The following is a 15,315-nucleotide window of genomic DNA, read 5'->3' on the forward strand; positions in this document are numbered from 1 at the left end:
AAGAGATGAGTGAAATGAAAAAAATGATTGTACTGCTGGCCGGAATATTTTTCTGCAGCGGGGTTTCGGCTGCACGGCTATGCACTTATACGCCTTCTGATCCCCATCAGAATGGCTGGGGAACGGAAGAACGACAGGGTATGGTGCTGTACCCCAAGATATCAGCCGATCCTGCTCTTCCGGTTGGCGCAATTCTTTATAGCCGAACGATAGGCGGTATGAATTTGCATACCCGCCTGTTTACCTGCGATCCGGGTGCGCAATATATCGTCGCCGTGAACAGGCCAGAGGTTCCGGGGTTGACCGTTCGCGGCATGCCGGTTTATGAAACCGGCGTTGCCGGCATTGGTATTCAGTTTAGCGATATATTCGCCAGCCGAATCGGCAAACAGATCGTCGGACAGGCGGGGAGCTGGCCAACGCCTTTTGGAAGCTCGTCAGAGTTCACCGCAACGCCGCACTTCTCTGCGTGGTTAATTAAAACGGGTCCCATTGATACCAGCGGGGCGACCAATATCAACGTCGAAATTGAGTTTCGCGTAGCAGACCCGGCCGACCTGGCATATGCAAGAAAAGGCGCGATCTACTGGGTAAACCCCAAAACAACAAGAATTGCCTTTCGTAATGAGAGCTGCAATATCTCGCTTAAAGGGCCCGGCACGGTCAATCTGCAAACAATCGCTAAAAGCGACCTGCTGGCGCTTGCCCGCGGTGCGACAACCGGCAAAGGTAAAGCAATTGATATGAATATTACCTGCCCAAATGAGTTGCAAGGTAAGAAACTCACCTACTGGTTTAACCCGAAGGGATCGGTTGCCACCGATGTAGGGGTACTGGAAAATACCATCCCTGTAGTACCGGGCGGCGGCGGCGGTGCCAAAAACGTCGGGATCATTTTGAAAAAAGATAACACTCCGGTGAAATTTTTCGATACCGATGCCTACTCTATTCCATCCCTTAGCCTTAACCAGGACATCAGCTTTACCGCAGATTATTTCCGGATGAATGATGATATTTCAGATGGACTGGTCAAAGCGGCGATAGAGGTCGTAATCCAGGAGGATTAATCTCAAAATCCAGGCTACATACGCTGAATAATTCGGGTTGCAGGCCAAAAACGCTTCAGGCGTTTTTAAACAAAGGGATGAGACCGTAGTCCGGGTAACGCGGCAACTGAGGAAATACCCGGGAGCTTAGTAAACTAAGTGACCGGGAAGAACGAAGGAAGCCAGCGTACATTCAACTTGCATGTATCGCGAGTATATAATGCCCTCAGCAAGAGGGCTTAAACGATCGGGGCTGGTACGAATATTTTAAATAGTTTTACCAACGCCCTCCCACGTGAACCTTCACCTCCGGACGTTAACCGGTCGCCCGGGTCATGTGGCAAAACAGCTATCGTGACGTTTATTTTTAGCCAGACGTTACGTTCAAGCATGATTAAATAACAGAATAATAATAAAATTCATTTTACAGCTATTATACTCACGTGCTTATGTTTGTCTTTTATCTGGGAGTTAATGAAATGGCAAACGGCAGCAATGAACTCTATAAATTATTAACGGACCTACGCGCCAATTATATCATTAATGAATGTGTAGAATTTCAACCAGCGACAAGTACCTTGCGTAATGTTCACAACCCGGAGCTTAAGGTCACGCTTAATTTACCCGCCGGTCGCTGTTTATTATTATTAATTAGTCATATCGGCAATGTCGTCACCCAGCAGGACTTTATGGATATCGTCTGGAAGCAAAGCGGTATGAGAGTGACCGCAAACGCCTATTATCAGAATATCTCGATTCTCCGCAGAGGCCTTACCCATGCCGGGTTAGAGGAAAATGTCATTATCACTCTTCCCCGCATTGGGCTGACCTTGGCCGCAGGCACACAAATCCGTAAATCAACCACGGACGCTTCCCCGGACTCAGGAGGCACCAGGAAACCGATCAACAGCACCTCGATCGCGGTGGTTAAGAACAGTAGCCATCAGGATTTAGAACGCTCATCGATGAGCATCGCCGATTATGGCTTAAAAAAAGAGCTGACATGGTCGGAGGCTGGCAACAATGCCCCTCCAGCCATTCTTAGCAGAGTGAAGAAATACAGGCCCGCGTTCACAGTAAAAAATGGCGTTCTTCTGGCGGTAAGCATCACTGCTATCTCAGCGCTTTTCTCATACATGGCGGGTATGAAAGAAAGCTATTTTGCTGACTATGAAACGATAACGTCTACCCAGCGCTGCCATGTTTTATCAGCGGAACCGGCATCCGATAACCTGAAAAAAGAAGTGCTCAACAAATATGGCAAACATATTACCAGCGATTGCCGGAACTACCCTTGGGTATACGTGACGACAACAGCTGACCTCCCCAGAACTTCGATCATCCGCTGTAATAAACCATTCGCGCAATCGACTTCGTGTATTTCCGAATACTTCATTGAGTAATGACAAAAGCACTACACCATCATTTCACTACAACGGCGGATTAAAAGATAAAGGAAAAATCATGCCGGCGCGGGTCTTAACTTAATCTGATTTCGGACAATACGCTATCAGACTCATGCAGACGCGTAATGACAACCCGGCGATTTCCGCCTCCGTTATTGATGGAAAGAATGTCCTGTCCGTGATGACCTGACAAGACAGGCTCGTTGATTCAATACAATTATATAAATAAGACTTTTCGCCAGGAGCCAGAGTATGCAGCACTTAATCTATCACTTATACTTTTGTCTAAATGTGAAAATATCTTAATTTCATCTGCATCCGCAGAGATAAACCTCACCAGTTGCTGAATGAGTTCTATATAATTAATGCATAGATATTACGTTATTAACAAGGTTGTTGAATTTCATCCTACGACCCGTCAGTTAAGAAATCTTAGCAACCCCACGAATATGGTTGTACTAAACTCTCCGGCAAGCCGTTGTTTATTACTATTAATCGAGAGATCCGGCACAATTGTGACGCAACAAGAGTTTATGTATAACGTATGGGAGAAGCTTGGGCTCGTTGTGTCGGCAAATACCTACTATCAAAACATTTGTCTGCTCAGAAAAGGAATGAAAGAAATTGGATTTGCCAGCGATCCCATCACGACGATACCGCGTATTGGTTTAACCCTGGCCCTTGATACACAGATTCAGTCTATTGAATCCACCGACCCGCCACCGCCAGCCAGTGTTGACGAACAGACAACCGACGAGACGGCATTGACCGTATCTTATGATGAGCTCGACAAAGCAGTATTTAGCCATGCCGGGATCCTCCACGAGGCGATCGAGTCTGTTGCCGATATCCCGGCATCAGCTCCCGATATCCCTGAACCGCAATGCCTGCCAAAAAGAGACGCCAGCAAATTAAGTAAGCTGTTTTTTCTCATCACGGTTCTTATCTTTTCTATTCTGCTGGCAGATATAAAGGTCATTCTGAGCCACTTCCAGGAGCAGAGTTACTTCGAAAACTATCAGCTCACCGTGAACACCGATGGTTGCCACCTCTTCCTCAATAAAGATATTCATAATGCAGATGAACGAACGAAAGCGCTAACCTACGGCGCGCAGTTCAAATCTGACTGCCAAAAGTTTCCATGGGTATATATCAGCAGATACGCCATGCTGCCCAGGGCCTCGGTGATTCGCTGCAATAAACCCATGTCCAGCCCTAACTACTGTATTTCGAACTATTTTATTGAGGATCATTAGAATGATACATTACCGTGCATCGGTGTATGTGCTTTGCCTGTGCTTATTTTTAACCTTAATACTGGCAGGTTATTCCTTATGGCAGCGTTCTCAACCGCTTGAGTTCACATGCAAAGCTAACTTTGTTCAGCACCATGCGGACGAGAACCTCAACGTTTCGCTAACTTACAGGATTAGCAAAGATAGCGGCATGCTTAGCATGAATGGCCGCTCCATTAATAATGAAGCCAATAAATTTAATCGTAAGATATTTTTCAACATCGAAAAGCGCAACAACGTTTATCACCTGCACTCGGTCACCAATGTGGTCTTCCCTGATGAGACTGTTAACAACAGCTGGCTAGAGAAATATGAGCCTTTATTTTTCGTTTATCCCAAAAAAGATATTTACGTAAAAATACTTGAGCAACAGAACAGTTATTTATTTATATTCTCGACCTTACCAGCCTATGTATGTCATAAGCAGAAGGTTCTCTGAGAGAGTCACAACACTTTCAGGCCCTGACGTTCTTTCCCCCACCGGCCATAACGACCGATGCTGACCTGATGACTTAAACGTGATTATATTTCTTACAGTAGAACATCGGCATATTATGTAAATAAATGACAGGATTGTTATACTTATCATACTCAATCTTCAGCGCGAGCTCTTTTCCTGCTTCATAAAAGAATGCAGGAAAATGAAAATCCACATTACTGCTTTTACTGTTATCGGTACTAAGATACTCGACATATTGATTTTTAAGTATGTACACATCATTATTTTTCACATATGTAAAGTTAATGACCCTGGCGACCTGCGACTGCACGCCATTCTCAGCGGCGATAGCATGTACCGTAAGCTCGCCTTTATCATTAGCAAAAATGAAGCCAAAATTAGAATCCAGACGAAAGCCATCATGCAGCAAGGTATGACGACTCTGGCATACAATTTTATTATTTGAATCATCCATTTTAAAAAAATAAACTACAGCAAATGCAGCGGCTATCAGTAAAGTTGTCAGGTAATATATTTTTGCTCGCATTACTTTACCTTTATGCTTTTCATTACCGTCAGAGAGCGGCAGATTTGATTTTCTTTATCATAGACAGGACAATACATTACATTTAATCGCGTATTCATTGGCGACGCAGTAAAATAAACGACTTCGTTATTCGTACATGACAGCCCCAGAGTGCCGAGGATTGCCTTAATCTCAGAGGGTGAGTATTTGCGGTCCGCTGAAAATATATTACAACCATCGGAAGAGATTTTGATATAGTCAGAAAAAGCGTCGCCGCCAGCGCTGTGGTAATGATTTAAAATACTCAATAAAGCCATCGTCAGAATGACGGTTATCCCTGTATTCCTCAACCACTTACCTCTGTTATTATCATCACCGTTTGCTGAAGTATTTGCTAATTTAATTTCATTAACCGCAGGTCCTTGTAATACTTCGGCCGAAGTATTAAGCATTTCGAGAGAATCATCAGCCTCAGCCTGCGCTGACGTTTCGCTGGCGATATTATTAGGAACGAAGGTTTCTTTACCGTCAACTTCGGTTTTTACACTGTTGTCAATTTGTTGCTCATTATCTTCATCAGGATACACGTACGCTACTTTTACGCTATTATTAAACCTCAATCCATGCCTTGGCACCGTATCAATAACGTCTGAAAACCCCATAATCACCAGGGCTTTTCGAAGATGTAAAATACATTGGTAGTAAGTATTGTGGCTGACGCCAGCATTGCGCTTACTTCCCCATCCGCAGAGGATTAGCTCTTCCTGAGAAACAATCTCTCCCTGCTTACGGAGTAAGTTTTCCAGACAGCAGCTCGCAGGAAGATGAAGCTTAATTTCTTTTGCAGTCAGTCTATCAACAATCACCCGCTGGGAAGGGACGAACGCAACCCTCTCCCCAATAATAAAGCTTTGGATGTTATTTGAGCGATCCATATTACTACACCCTTAGCCGCCAGTGTCTTTGAAATCAGTAAGTTAAATATTAGGCTAATGAAAGAAAATTTCCGCGCAAATATTAACCGATCGAATAAGGATTAACAAACGGAATTTAACTATGTTCCGCTGTAGAAAATCCATATCGCAATACGCAAAATGCGAGGGATATCTATTTATTTCATCAACATCCATAAATAGATCATCAATTTGTTTCTAAGTTGACATTGATGTAACCAGGTATAAATTCAAATGCATTCGCGAGGCCGTAAAATGTTATCAAACTGATTAATGTATTAATCGCCGCTTTCGGTAAGTCATACCATACTGAATTCTCCCTCTTAGCAGCCAGCGGTATATTCAGCCAGATACGCCCCTGATCGCTTCATTTTGGCAGGCAACCGGGATCGCTGAGACGCATAAGATGGCGAACGCGAATGATAAAAGAAGCTGGAGTATGGTGCTGCAGGCCACCATGTGCGGTAGAAACATATTAAAACATCCGATAACTTTCTGAAAATAGTCGCCTGTTCCAGCAACCTGAAAATAGCGGCTGATAAGATTCCTATTTTAAAAACGAGATGTTAGGAAACAGCACCAGAATTTAACCACTCTAAAACACATAACTCACATATGACAAGCATTTAATTTACCTAAGGGTATTCGATTTTAAAACGCGCCTCGCCTTTATACTGGTACTGATTATAAATCCGGGAAGATTCTTTTCCCAGACCGACGCGCTCATCGATGCCACGATAAAAATTAGCCAAACATGCTCGCCTGAAAAAGCAAAATCATATTTTTAAATATATATATCCCTCCCTCGAAAACCAACCAATACTCGCTATTCCTCAATAAACGAAACCACGCCTTCTCCACCGTGAGACCCGGAGCATTGATCGGCAATTGAAGGAACAAGTGACGTAAACTGAACGTTGTGAAGCTTGATAGCACTTTTCAGCGGACTTTCGTCGCTCTTCGCTTTTAAATTGTACAGTTCCGTTAAATCATTAGCGACCGTGATGTTTAATTCCTTCCCATAAATTTTCTTGTAATTCATTTCTTTCCCCCATCAATTAGCCGTCATCAATATAGATGATTCAATTAAAATTAATATTTGACTTTGCGCGTCTGTCATGTCAGCTTTGCAAATAAAAGGAAATGACAATCGCTATCTTCTGAACAGGATAAAGCAAGATGGAGTTTGCGAAAAAGAGGATAGAGGAGTGGGTTATAATAAATGAAGGGTAAAAATTACATCAAGCCGTTACTATATTAAGTTTATCTGCAGCGGTTCCACTTATTTCATCTCATTCTTCTGTATATTAATGATGAAAACCATTAAAGATTTTTTCTTACTTTACCACCCCCATTATTTTTATTTAACCACCCAGGGAAATTTATGAAAATAAAAACACTCTTGAATTTCTGTGCAAAAATCATCTTGTATTTTATTTTATTTCTGGTCATACAGTGCATGAGCCCTGACTGGAGATCCTTAACTAACCATGACATAGGCATAAAAGCAGCATACGCGTTAATGACGACAATTATTTTTTTACTATTGTCGCCATTAATTGATAAATGGAGTAAGAGAAATGAGAGGCCTAAGCCTTAAAGAGCTGACCTCAGCGTTTGGTGCCGGCATCGATAAAGATGCAGCGGTGGCTGACGGGACTGCTGTTGGAGGGATACACGGAGTTTTTCTCTGGCCTATATCCCTCGGGCTTACCTTGAAGCAGATACAGAGAAACGTCTCCTCAACGGTCCGGAGTTCAGATTGCATCCTTCAGAATGGAATAAAAGAGGAAGGGCCTGGATCATAGATTTCTGTTGTAAGTCTGGTTTCGGACAAAGGGTCATTGCGCATTTCATCCAGTATCCCTATGGAGATAAGGCGAAGCGCGCTGGCTGAACAGAAGGAAGAAAATCATGAAGTTCAGGTCGGCCTTGCAGAATACAGCGCGAGGCATCTCCGAAGATGCAGGGAAATAGTCAATATTGGGAGATGACATGCTGTACATCAAATCTTCATTTTGACTCTGACCCGCGCTCCTTTACGTCCGCTAGCAAGCGTAAAGGAGAGTAAACCCCCAGGGCAAACTGGCACTCTCGGGCAGAATTACTAAGCTTAATCAGGGAAACGGTTAATTTTACTTAGAGGGAGCGTATATGGGATTCTGGAGAATTGTTTTAACGATTATTCTGCCGCCGCTTGGCGTACTGCTGGGTAAAGGATTCGGCTGGGCGTTTATTCTTAACATCGTGCTGACGCTGCTGGGCTATATTCCCGGCCTGATTCACGCGTTCTGGGTGCAAAGCCGCGATTAACCGACCGCACCAAACGGCGCCCGGACGCCGTTTGGTGTATTAAACCCGGAACAAAATAGTGACTATTTATTTTCGGGTTTAAAGTGATAGGTTTCTTGAGCCGTTTGCAGCCATTCCCGATCGGAAACGATATTGTTCCTTTCAATCACGCTGAGCCAGCCGCCGTCGCCGGGCATGGTAATCAATGCGCTCCCCGTCGACGCAACCACCGTATTGACCGAATCATTTTGCACCCTGAAAAGTGGGAATCCTTTACTATCCACGCACCAGTTATCCACCATCTTATTTTTGTTCGCCACGCAATAATCTACGATCATCGGGTATAAATAGGGCCGCATATTGACGTACATGGCCCCGCCGATAAAAGGCGTTCTGGTTGCCGTGCTGTAGTGTTTTTCAAGATATTCAATTGCACCTCCTTTTAGCAATTTTTCATCCCCGACTCTTAACGTGCAGGAGATCTGTGACAAAGAAGCGATTATCAAAAGCAGCCATCTCATTATGGAATCCCTATCATTAGCGCTGGCCGAAATACGGCTATGTGGTCAACCTCTTACAACAACAGTGCGGCGGTGCCCGCGTATCTATTCCGCCGCCGCGGGGCAATCCGCCTGCCGCTAAAACCCACGCGGCGTTTCGCGACGGAATCCCAGGCCGATGATCCTACCGACCAACCGAGGCAGCCAGCGGCTGTTGCTGAGCCAGGTCATCAGACCGGAGCCGCCAGCCGCGCGGCGTTTTTTCGTCCTGCGCTGGCTCATTTTAATTTGTAAAAACTGCGTGGCTTTGGTGGGGAAATCGCGCCGCCGCTGCACGCGCTGCAGATGCTTTAGCTGCAAACGGCGCTGGCGCAGCGGCAGGATAATGGCGTTAGCCGCGGCCACCGCATCCTGAATCGCCAGATTGACGCCCACTCCGCCGATAGGCGACATGGCGTGCGCCGCGTCGCCAATGCACAGCACGCCCGGCTTCGCCCACTGCTCCAGCCTGTCGATGCGGATGCTCAGCAGCTTCACCTGCTCCCAGCCGGCAATCTCCTGAAAGCGATCGTCCTGAAACGGGGCCACCTCGGCCACCTGCAGCAGGAATTTCTCCAGTCCGCTCTCCCGGATCGTATCGAAGCTCCCCTTCTCGATCGAATAGCCGCACTGCCAGTAATCCCCGCGATCGATCATGATGAAGTTGCGCCTTGGTCCGGTATGGCCCATCGACCATTGCGGATCGCCCGCATGCTTACTGAGCTTCATCCACAGCAGATCCCGCGGCGCGCCGAACGAGCGGCTGCTGAGCGCCGCTTTTTCCCGCACCACGGAGCCTCGCCCGTCGGCGCCGACCACCAGCTGGCAGGCAACCTCGATCGGCCCTTCCGGGGTCTCCGCCAGCACGCCGCACGCCCGGCCCTGCTCATAGCGCAGCTCAGCCACCTGCGCCGACTTTATCAGGGTGAAATGGGGAAAAGCAGCGGCCCGCCCGGCGAGGAAAGTGAGGAATTCCCACTGCGGCATAAAGGCGATGAATTTGCAGCGCGTCGGCAGACGGGAGAAGTCCGCCAGCATCACGTTGCGCCCGGCGATCTCCGCCCACAGGTTTTCCGCGCGCTGGTGCGGCAGCGTCAGGAGATCGTCAAGCAGACCAAGCTGATGCATCAGCTCCAGCGTGGAAGGGTGAATGGTATCGCCGCGGAAATCACGCAGAAAATCATCGTGCTTCTCCAGCACCGTTACCTTGACGCCCGCCCGGGCTAACAGATAGCCGAGCATCAACCCGGCAGGGCCGCCGCCTACGATGCAGCAATCGGTGGTGTAAGACGCGATCGAGGATGATGCCATGCTCTTAAGCCCCGTGGAACGACCCGCTTTCAGTGAATCGACGCGTCGTGGAAGAAATAGCGTATTGATAATGATTATCAATATCAGATAAAACTGTCAACCCGTTGCGCCATGCGGATTGCCCTCTGTTCAAGCGTCTGGCGGGCCGCCGTGCGGGAAAATAGCCGGCTGATACCGCCTGTCCGCAGGTTTAGCCGCCAGATGAGAAATTTTTTCATTAAATCTCTGCCCGATTTTGTCGCCTGGGTGACCTCTCTACTGAGATTCCAGTTTCACACATTCAGGGAACAGTCGATGTCTATAAAAAACAAAAGCGCGGCAAACAACATGTCCGGCACAAACGTCCGGCGGCATATTCATCATTCCGGCAGAAAACGGGCCGCCGGCAGAGTGCTCAGGCCCGCGTGCGGGCTGCTGGTCTTTGCCTCCTGCGCGACCGCCGTTTTTTCCGCACAGGCGCAGCCGCAGCCGACGCAGCAGGCCGATGTTCAGTCTTTCGCCATTCCTGCCGGCGATCTGAACCCGGCGTTACAAAGCCTTGCCAGCAGCGCCCGGGTCATTCTGACCTTTACGCCAGAACAAACCCGGGGGAAAAGCACCGCCGGCCTGCAGGGGCGATACAGTGTGGCAGAAGCCTTTAGCCGCCTGCTGGCGGGAAGCGGTCTCAGCGCCCGGCAGACGGCAAACGGTTATCGCCTGGTGGCGGCCGAACCGCTTGAGGATCTGGTGATCCCGGAGCTGTCGGTAGTCAGCGGCTTAACCGATAGCGTCTCGGCCGGCCGCTCGACCCTGAATCAGGAAGACATCGCGCGCGTACAGGCCGATAACGTCGCCAGCCTGCTCGATCGCCTGCCCGGCGTCTCGATGGCCGGCTCCCCTCGCCCCGGCGGACAGAGTTTGAACATCTGGGGGATGGGCGATATGGAAGATGTCAACGTGGTGCTGGACGGCGCGCCCAAAGGATTCGAAAAATACCGCCAGGGCTCGGTGTTCATCGAGCCGGAGCTGCTCAAGCGCGTTGACGTCGATAAAGGCCCGCATAACCTGCTGAATGGCAACGGCGGATTTGGCGGCACCATTACGATGGAAACCAAAGATGCCGGCGATATGCTGCAGCCCGGAGAGAACTTTGGCGGTTTGCTGAAATACAGCTATCACACCAACGATCGCCAGGGGATCTACAGCGGCGCGCTATATGGCCGCACCGAGGAAGGGTTTGCCGACGGGCTGGTCTATTTCAGCAAACGCGACGGGGGCAACATTAAACGGCCTGACGGCACGCGCTTTGCCTACTCGTCCAACGATCAGGCTTCGTGGCTGGTGAAGTCTAACCTGTATCTGACCGATGCGCAGACGTTAACCCTGTCGGCAATGCGCTCCGAGTCCGACGGCTGGCAGCCTTTTGCCGCCAAGCGCGATGATATCAGCGCCCCCAGCCAGGCGGATATCGACCGCTACGGCCGGGATGAGGCGTGGCGGCGCATCCTGGTGTATCGCGATCAGGTAGACACCAACTATTCGGTAAAATGGAACCTGGCGCCGGAAGAGCAGCCGCTGCTGAACCTGACGGTATCTTACGCCCACTCGAAAACCGAACAGCATGATAAACGGCCGGACTCCGCGTCACAGTACAGCTATCTGGGTTCTCTGGGGAACGAGAGCTGGGTGAGCTATGTCGATCAGCAGCTCGATATGAACAACGAGAGCCGCTTTAGCAGCGGCCCGCTCGATCATAAGCTGCTGTTTGGCGTGCGCTGGCATAAGCATAAACGCGATACGCTGATGTACTATCCGGCGCAGAAAAATAGCGCCAGCTACAACTACGGCTATTTCCAGCCCTACTATATGCCGGCGGGCGAGCAGGAAACCCGCAGCGCCTATCTGCAGGATGCGGTCAGCTTCGGTAGCCTGACCGTTACGCCCGGCGTGCGCTTCGATCACGTCACCAACACGGGCCAGCCAAACCGCGCGCCGCGCTATAACGATAGCGATCCTGCCGCCGGGCATGATTACAGCAGCGTCACCTACACCGGCTGGTCTCCGCACCTGGGGGCTATCTGGAAAGCCACGCCCAACTTGTCGCTGTTTGCGGACATAAGCCGCACCTGGCGCGCGCCGGTCATTGATGAACAGTACGAAGTTCAGTCAGCCAGCTCCAGCGTTCCCGGCACCAGCCGTAATCTGAAGGTGGAGCGTATTACCGGAATTCGGCTAGGCGCGGTGCTGGATTTCAACAACTTACTGACGGCAGAAGACAGCCTGCAAATTCGTACGACCCTGTTCCGTAACCGCGGCAAGGATGAAATCTTCTATCGTCGCGGGGTGCTGTGCGACGCCGTCAGAAGCGGAGGGGAGTGCGGCCAGCCGCTGTCGAACTACCGTAACCTGCCGGGCTATACCATTGAAGGCGTGGAAATTGAGTCATTCTACGATAGCGATCGGGTGTTCGGCAGCTTCGCGTACTCCGCGATCCGCGGTAAGCGCGATGCTTCCCCGCGCGATCCCTGGGGCAACCAGACCTGGATTGCGGAAATTCCGCCGGTCACCGCGCACGCGGTGCTGGGGATAAAAGTACCGCAATGGGATGCGGCGTTTGGCTGGACCGGCGACTTTGTGCGTAAACAGGACCGTTCGCCGGCCGACGGCGATCCGCTCGCCTCCGTATGGGCGCTGCCGAAAACCGCCGGCTACTCCCTGCACGGCCTGTTCGCCTCCTGGCAGCCCACGGCGCTGAAAGGGTTTGAAGCCCGGGTGGCGGTGGACAATCTGTTCAACCACGAATATTACCCCTACCTGGGCGAATCCGTGTCCGGCGTCGGGCGGAATATTAAATTCAGCGTCAGCCAGCGTTTCTGACGTTTTACCCATGGGGAGCCGTCGGCTCCCCTGCTTCCCCCCTCCTGAATCCCCGGCGTAATGTAAATAATCAGCAATCTCTTGACACATAACTTACATTATCTTAATTAGTAATGATTCTTATTTTCATTTAAAGCTATCATGTTTGGTGTGCCGAATGGCAAGGAAAGATATTGCAATCGCTAACGGGTTTGCCCAGCAGCTCTATAGTGAACATCACGGCTGGCTGTGCCACTGGCTGCGGCAAAAGGTCGGCTGCGCCTGGCATGCCGAAGATTTGGCGCAGGATACTTTTATCAGCATCCTGCTCAGCCCGCAGCTTACGACCATTCGCCATCCCCGCCCCTTCTTAGCCACGGTGGCGCGCCGGCTGGTAGCCAACTATTACCGGCGCAAGCACATTGAGGAGCGCTATTTGCAGGCCCTGAGCGAGCTGCCGGAGGCCGAATCCCCGTCGGCGGAAATCCGTCTGCAGACGATCGAGATGCTGGAAAAGCTGGACCAGGCGCTGGACGGCCTGCCCGCGCCGGTGCGCGAAGCGTTCCTGCTGGCCCATCTGCAGGGCATGCGCTACTGCGATATTGCCGAGCGGCTGCGGGTCTCCGCCAGCTCGGTCAAACAGTATTTGCAACGCGCGAATCTGCAATGTTTCTTTGCCTTATCATCGTAATAGCGGCGTGTTGATACCAGCATGAGTCCTTCATCCACTCTCAATGAACAAAGCGCCCGCGAAGCCGCCATCTGGCTGACGCAGCTGATGTCGGAAGACGCCAGCCAGGAGGATCGGGAAAACTGGCAGCGCTGGTATCAGTCGCGGCCGGAAAATGCCCAGGCCTGGCAGCAGATCGGCGCCTTCTCCTCCGGCTTTTCCCTGCTTAATGGCATGGCCGCGCAGCAGAGCCTGTCCCGTCTGGCCAACCCCCAGCGCCGCCGGCTGTTGAAGAGTATTGCCGTCGTCGGGCTGACCGGCGCGGTGGGGATCGGCGCCGGGAACAGCCTCTGGCGGCCCTGGCTGGCGGACTATCGCACGGCGATCGGCGAACAGAAAAATGTGACCCTGGCGGATGGCACGCAGCTGATGCTGAACACGCAAACGGCGGTCAATGTCGCCTCCCACGACGACGGCCAGCGGGTGGCGCTGTTGAACGGGGAAATGATGGTGACGTCGCCGCAAAACGCCGGGTTACTGCGGCTGCAGCTGCCGCAGGGCGAGCTCATCGCGCACAACAACCGCTTCGCGATCCGGCTGGGCGATACGCAGAGCGATATTGCGGTGTATCGCGGCCAGCTGAGCGCCCGTCCGGCGGCAGGCAGCCAGAGCGTGACCGTCAATGCGGGCTATGGTCTGTGGCTCAATGAACGCGGGTATAGCCCGTTACACCGGGTGCCGGCGGAACCGGCCTGGCTAAAAGGGCTGATCGTGGCCGATGATATGCGGCTGGCAGATTTCCTCGACGAGCTGGCCCGCTACCGCCGCGGCTATATCCGCTACCGGCCGGAGGTCGCTAATCTGCGACTGTCGGGAGTTTTCCCGCTCAATAACACCGACCGCATTCTTGATTCGCTGCCTGACAGCCTGCCGGTACAGATAAACTATCTGTCAAAATACTTTGTCAGCGTCTCCTGAAGTCCTTTACTCTGATAATGATATTTTTATGGCGTTATATTTCGTTCTTTCCGCCAGCAGTGCCCTTTCCGGCCGGGCAGAGTGTCCTGTCTATTATCCGACTCTGATTAACGTTGCGGCATCACGCTCGCGACGGCCTGCTCTCCTGTACCGGTGGTGACTTTTCCATGTTAAATAAAAACGCACTGTCTGCTGACCCCTTTTTCCCGCAGGGATGGGAACGCGGCGCGGGAAGGCGGTGGACTTTCGCAGGTCTGCTGACGCTGCTCCTTCACGTGATGCTGCTGGGCTGGCTCTGCTATCAGTCCAGCCCGCCGCCGCCGCTGCCGGCGGCCACGCCAATGGTGGTGTTAATGATGGCCACTCAGGCGCAATCCGTCGCCAGCCCGGAGAAAATGCCGACCGGAGTGCAGCAAACGCACGCCCTACCCAGCAGCCAGCCTGTGGCGCAGAAGGAGGAGGTGACAGAGGAGACCAGGCCAGCGCTGACCCAGGCTCCGCAAGGCACGGAGCCGAAAACATCCCCGGAGATAAAGAAAAGCAAGCCCGCTAAACGCAAAGACCCGACGCCGCCTAAAACAACGGCTGAACGGGAGGTGACGCCGTCAAAAACGTCTGCCGCAGCGGATACCAGCGCGCCGCCCTCGATGAACGATAAGCAGGTCGCGGCGCCGCAGAACATGGCGGCGCCGCAATCGAACCAGATGAGCTCAGACTGGAGCGGGCAGCTGCTGGCGCACCTGAGCCGCTTTAAGCGCTACCCCGCCGTGGCGCTCCGGCAGCAGCGACAGGGGGTGGTGTATATCAGCATCACCCTGGATCGCCAGGGCAACGTGCTGACGGCGAAGTTACTCCGCTCAAGCGGGGTGGATTCGCTGGACCGGGAAGCGGAGCAGCTGGCGAAGCGGGCCGCCCCGCTGCCTCCGCCGCCGGATGATATCCGGGCGGGACAGCCGTCGTTCAGCGTGACGCTCCCGATTCGTTTCGATCTCAGAGAGGCGCGGCGGTGAAGCACAAGGCGCCCG

At 51.4% G+C, this 15,315-nt stretch carries 14 protein-coding genes; 9 read left to right on the top strand and 5 right to left on the bottom strand.

Annotated features, from left to right (window positions below):
* The first annotated feature begins 5 nt into the window (after positions 1-5).
* The 4 genes from GO007_RS23405 (at position 6) to GO007_RS23420 (ending at position 4,186) form a co-directional block, all read left to right on the top strand.
* Complete coding sequence (locus tag GO007_RS23405; protein ID WP_157349357.1) at positions 6-1,067, top strand: fimbrial protein; 1,062 nt, start codon at positions 6-8, stop codon at positions 1,065-1,067.
* Positions 1,068-1,525: 458 nt separating this feature from the next.
* A complete protein-coding gene (locus GO007_RS23410) occupies positions 1,526-2,449 on the top strand; it encodes a winged helix-turn-helix domain-containing protein (protein WP_095104154.1) in 924 nt (307 codons plus the stop codon).
* A gap of 368 nt (positions 2,450-2,817) precedes the next feature.
* Positions 2,818-3,708, top strand: coding sequence for a winged helix-turn-helix domain-containing protein (locus GO007_RS23415; RefSeq protein WP_095104156.1), 891 nt, complete (start codon positions 2,818-2,820; stop codon positions 3,706-3,708).
* A gap of 1 nt (position 3,709) precedes the next feature.
* Positions 3,710-4,186 carry a hypothetical protein gene (locus tag GO007_RS23420; RefSeq protein WP_095104158.1) on the top strand — a complete coding sequence of 159 codons (477 nt, stop codon included), beginning with the start codon at positions 3,710-3,712 and terminating at the stop codon, positions 4,184-4,186.
* Positions 4,187-4,259: 73 nt separating this feature from the next.
* Here the strand turns inward: GO007_RS23420 and GO007_RS23425 are convergent, their stop codons facing one another.
* The 3 genes from GO007_RS23425 to GO007_RS23435 all read right to left on the bottom strand — a co-directional run bounded on the left by GO007_RS23425 (position 4,260) and on the right by GO007_RS23435 (position 6,707).
* Positions 4,260-4,733: a hypothetical protein gene (locus GO007_RS23425; protein WP_095104160.1), complete on the bottom strand. Its 474-nt coding sequence runs from the start codon at positions 4,731-4,733 to the stop codon at positions 4,260-4,262.
* Positions 4,733-5,647 carry a winged helix-turn-helix domain-containing protein gene (locus tag GO007_RS23430; protein ID WP_095104162.1) on the bottom strand — a complete coding sequence of 305 codons (915 nt, stop codon included), beginning with the start codon at positions 5,645-5,647 and terminating at the stop codon, positions 4,733-4,735. Before GO007_RS23430 ends, GO007_RS23425 begins: the two co-directional genes overlap by 1 nt.
* 844 nt (positions 5,648-6,491) lie before the next feature.
* Positions 6,492-6,707 (bottom strand): hypothetical protein, encoded by a 216-nt coding sequence (locus tag GO007_RS23435; RefSeq protein ID WP_095104164.1) that lies wholly within the window; start codon positions 6,705-6,707, stop codon positions 6,492-6,494.
* Positions 6,708-7,819: 1,112 nt separating this feature from the next.
* On the opposite strand from GO007_RS23435, the gene GO007_RS23440 reads away from it, so the two are divergent.
* Positions 7,820-7,978, top strand: a complete 159-nt coding sequence (locus GO007_RS23440) for a YqaE/Pmp3 family membrane protein (protein ID WP_045853240.1) — start codon at positions 7,820-7,822, stop codon at positions 7,976-7,978.
* 62 nt (positions 7,979-8,040) lie between these two features.
* Here the strand turns inward: GO007_RS23440 and GO007_RS23445 are convergent, their stop codons facing one another.
* Both GO007_RS23445 and GO007_RS23450 read right to left on the bottom strand, forming a co-directional pair.
* Entirely contained in the window at positions 8,041-8,478 is a 438-nt protein-coding gene (locus GO007_RS23445) for a hypothetical protein (protein ID WP_143350195.1), read from the bottom strand.
* Between the two features lie 117 nt (positions 8,479-8,595).
* Positions 8,596-9,807, bottom strand: coding sequence for an FAD-dependent oxidoreductase (locus GO007_RS23450; protein ID WP_095104178.1), 1,212 nt, complete (start codon positions 9,805-9,807; stop codon positions 8,596-8,598).
* A gap of 294 nt (positions 9,808-10,101) precedes the next feature.
* Between GO007_RS23450 and GO007_RS23455 the strand changes: the two genes are divergently transcribed.
* From GO007_RS23455 to GO007_RS23470, 4 genes are all read left to right on the top strand, one after another.
* On the top strand, positions 10,102-12,663 hold the full coding sequence (locus GO007_RS23455) for a TonB-dependent receptor (RefSeq protein WP_223261817.1): 2,562 nt from the start codon (positions 10,102-10,104) through the stop codon (positions 12,661-12,663).
* A 157-nt stretch (positions 12,664-12,820) separates the two neighbouring features.
* Positions 12,821-13,333, top strand: coding sequence for a sigma-70 family RNA polymerase sigma factor (locus GO007_RS23460; protein ID WP_095104183.1), 513 nt, complete (start codon positions 12,821-12,823; stop codon positions 13,331-13,333).
* A gap of 21 nt (positions 13,334-13,354) precedes the next feature.
* Positions 13,355-14,290, top strand: a complete 936-nt coding sequence (locus GO007_RS23465; protein WP_095104184.1) for a FecR domain-containing protein — start codon at positions 13,355-13,357, stop codon at positions 14,288-14,290.
* A 167-nt stretch (positions 14,291-14,457) separates the two neighbouring features.
* A complete protein-coding gene (locus GO007_RS23470; RefSeq protein ID WP_095104185.1) occupies positions 14,458-15,300 on the top strand; it encodes an energy transducer TonB in 843 nt (280 codons plus the stop codon).
* The last annotated feature ends 15 nt before the right edge of the window (positions 15,301-15,315 follow it).

This window comes from Klebsiella sp. 10-1, assembly GCF_009758445.1.
Taxonomy (GTDB): Bacteria; Pseudomonadota; Gammaproteobacteria; order Enterobacterales; family Enterobacteriaceae; genus Klebsiella; species Klebsiella scottii.

Excerpts from the sequence above, each read along its gene's own strand:
- GO007_RS23405 (WP_157349357.1), top strand. The coding sequence starts at position 6 with ATGAGTGAAATGAAAAAAATGATTGTACTGCTGGCCGGAATATTTTTC.
- GO007_RS23410 (WP_095104154.1), top strand. The coding sequence starts at position 1,526 with ATGGCAAACGGCAGCAATGAACTCTATAAATTATTAACGGACCTACGC.
- GO007_RS23415 (WP_095104156.1), top strand. The coding sequence starts at position 2,818 with ATGCATAGATATTACGTTATTAACAAGGTTGTTGAATTTCATCCTACG.
- GO007_RS23420 (WP_095104158.1), top strand. The coding sequence starts at position 3,710 with ATGATACATTACCGTGCATCGGTGTATGTGCTTTGCCTGTGCTTATTT.
- GO007_RS23425 (WP_095104160.1), bottom strand. The coding sequence starts at position 4,733 with ATGCGAGCAAAAATATATTACCTGACAACTTTACTGATAGCCGCTGCA.
- GO007_RS23430 (WP_095104162.1), bottom strand. The coding sequence starts at position 5,647 with ATGGATCGCTCAAATAACATCCAAAGCTTTATTATTGGGGAGAGGGTT.
- GO007_RS23435 (WP_095104164.1), bottom strand. The coding sequence starts at position 6,707 with ATGAATTACAAGAAAATTTATGGGAAGGAATTAAACATCACGGTCGCT.
- GO007_RS23440 (WP_045853240.1), top strand. The coding sequence starts at position 7,820 with ATGGGATTCTGGAGAATTGTTTTAACGATTATTCTGCCGCCGCTTGGC.
- GO007_RS23445 (WP_143350195.1), bottom strand. The coding sequence starts at position 8,478 with ATGAGATGGCTGCTTTTGATAATCGCTTCTTTGTCACAGATCTCCTGC.
- GO007_RS23450 (WP_095104178.1), bottom strand. The coding sequence starts at position 9,807 with ATGGCATCATCCTCGATCGCGTCTTACACCACCGATTGCTGCATCGTA.
- GO007_RS23455 (WP_223261817.1), top strand. The coding sequence starts at position 10,102 with ATGTCTATAAAAAACAAAAGCGCGGCAAACAACATGTCCGGCACAAAC.
- GO007_RS23460 (WP_095104183.1), top strand. The coding sequence starts at position 12,821 with ATGGCAAGGAAAGATATTGCAATCGCTAACGGGTTTGCCCAGCAGCTC.
- GO007_RS23465 (WP_095104184.1), top strand. The coding sequence starts at position 13,355 with ATGAGTCCTTCATCCACTCTCAATGAACAAAGCGCCCGCGAAGCCGCC.
- GO007_RS23470 (WP_095104185.1), top strand. The coding sequence starts at position 14,458 with ATGTTAAATAAAAACGCACTGTCTGCTGACCCCTTTTTCCCGCAGGGA.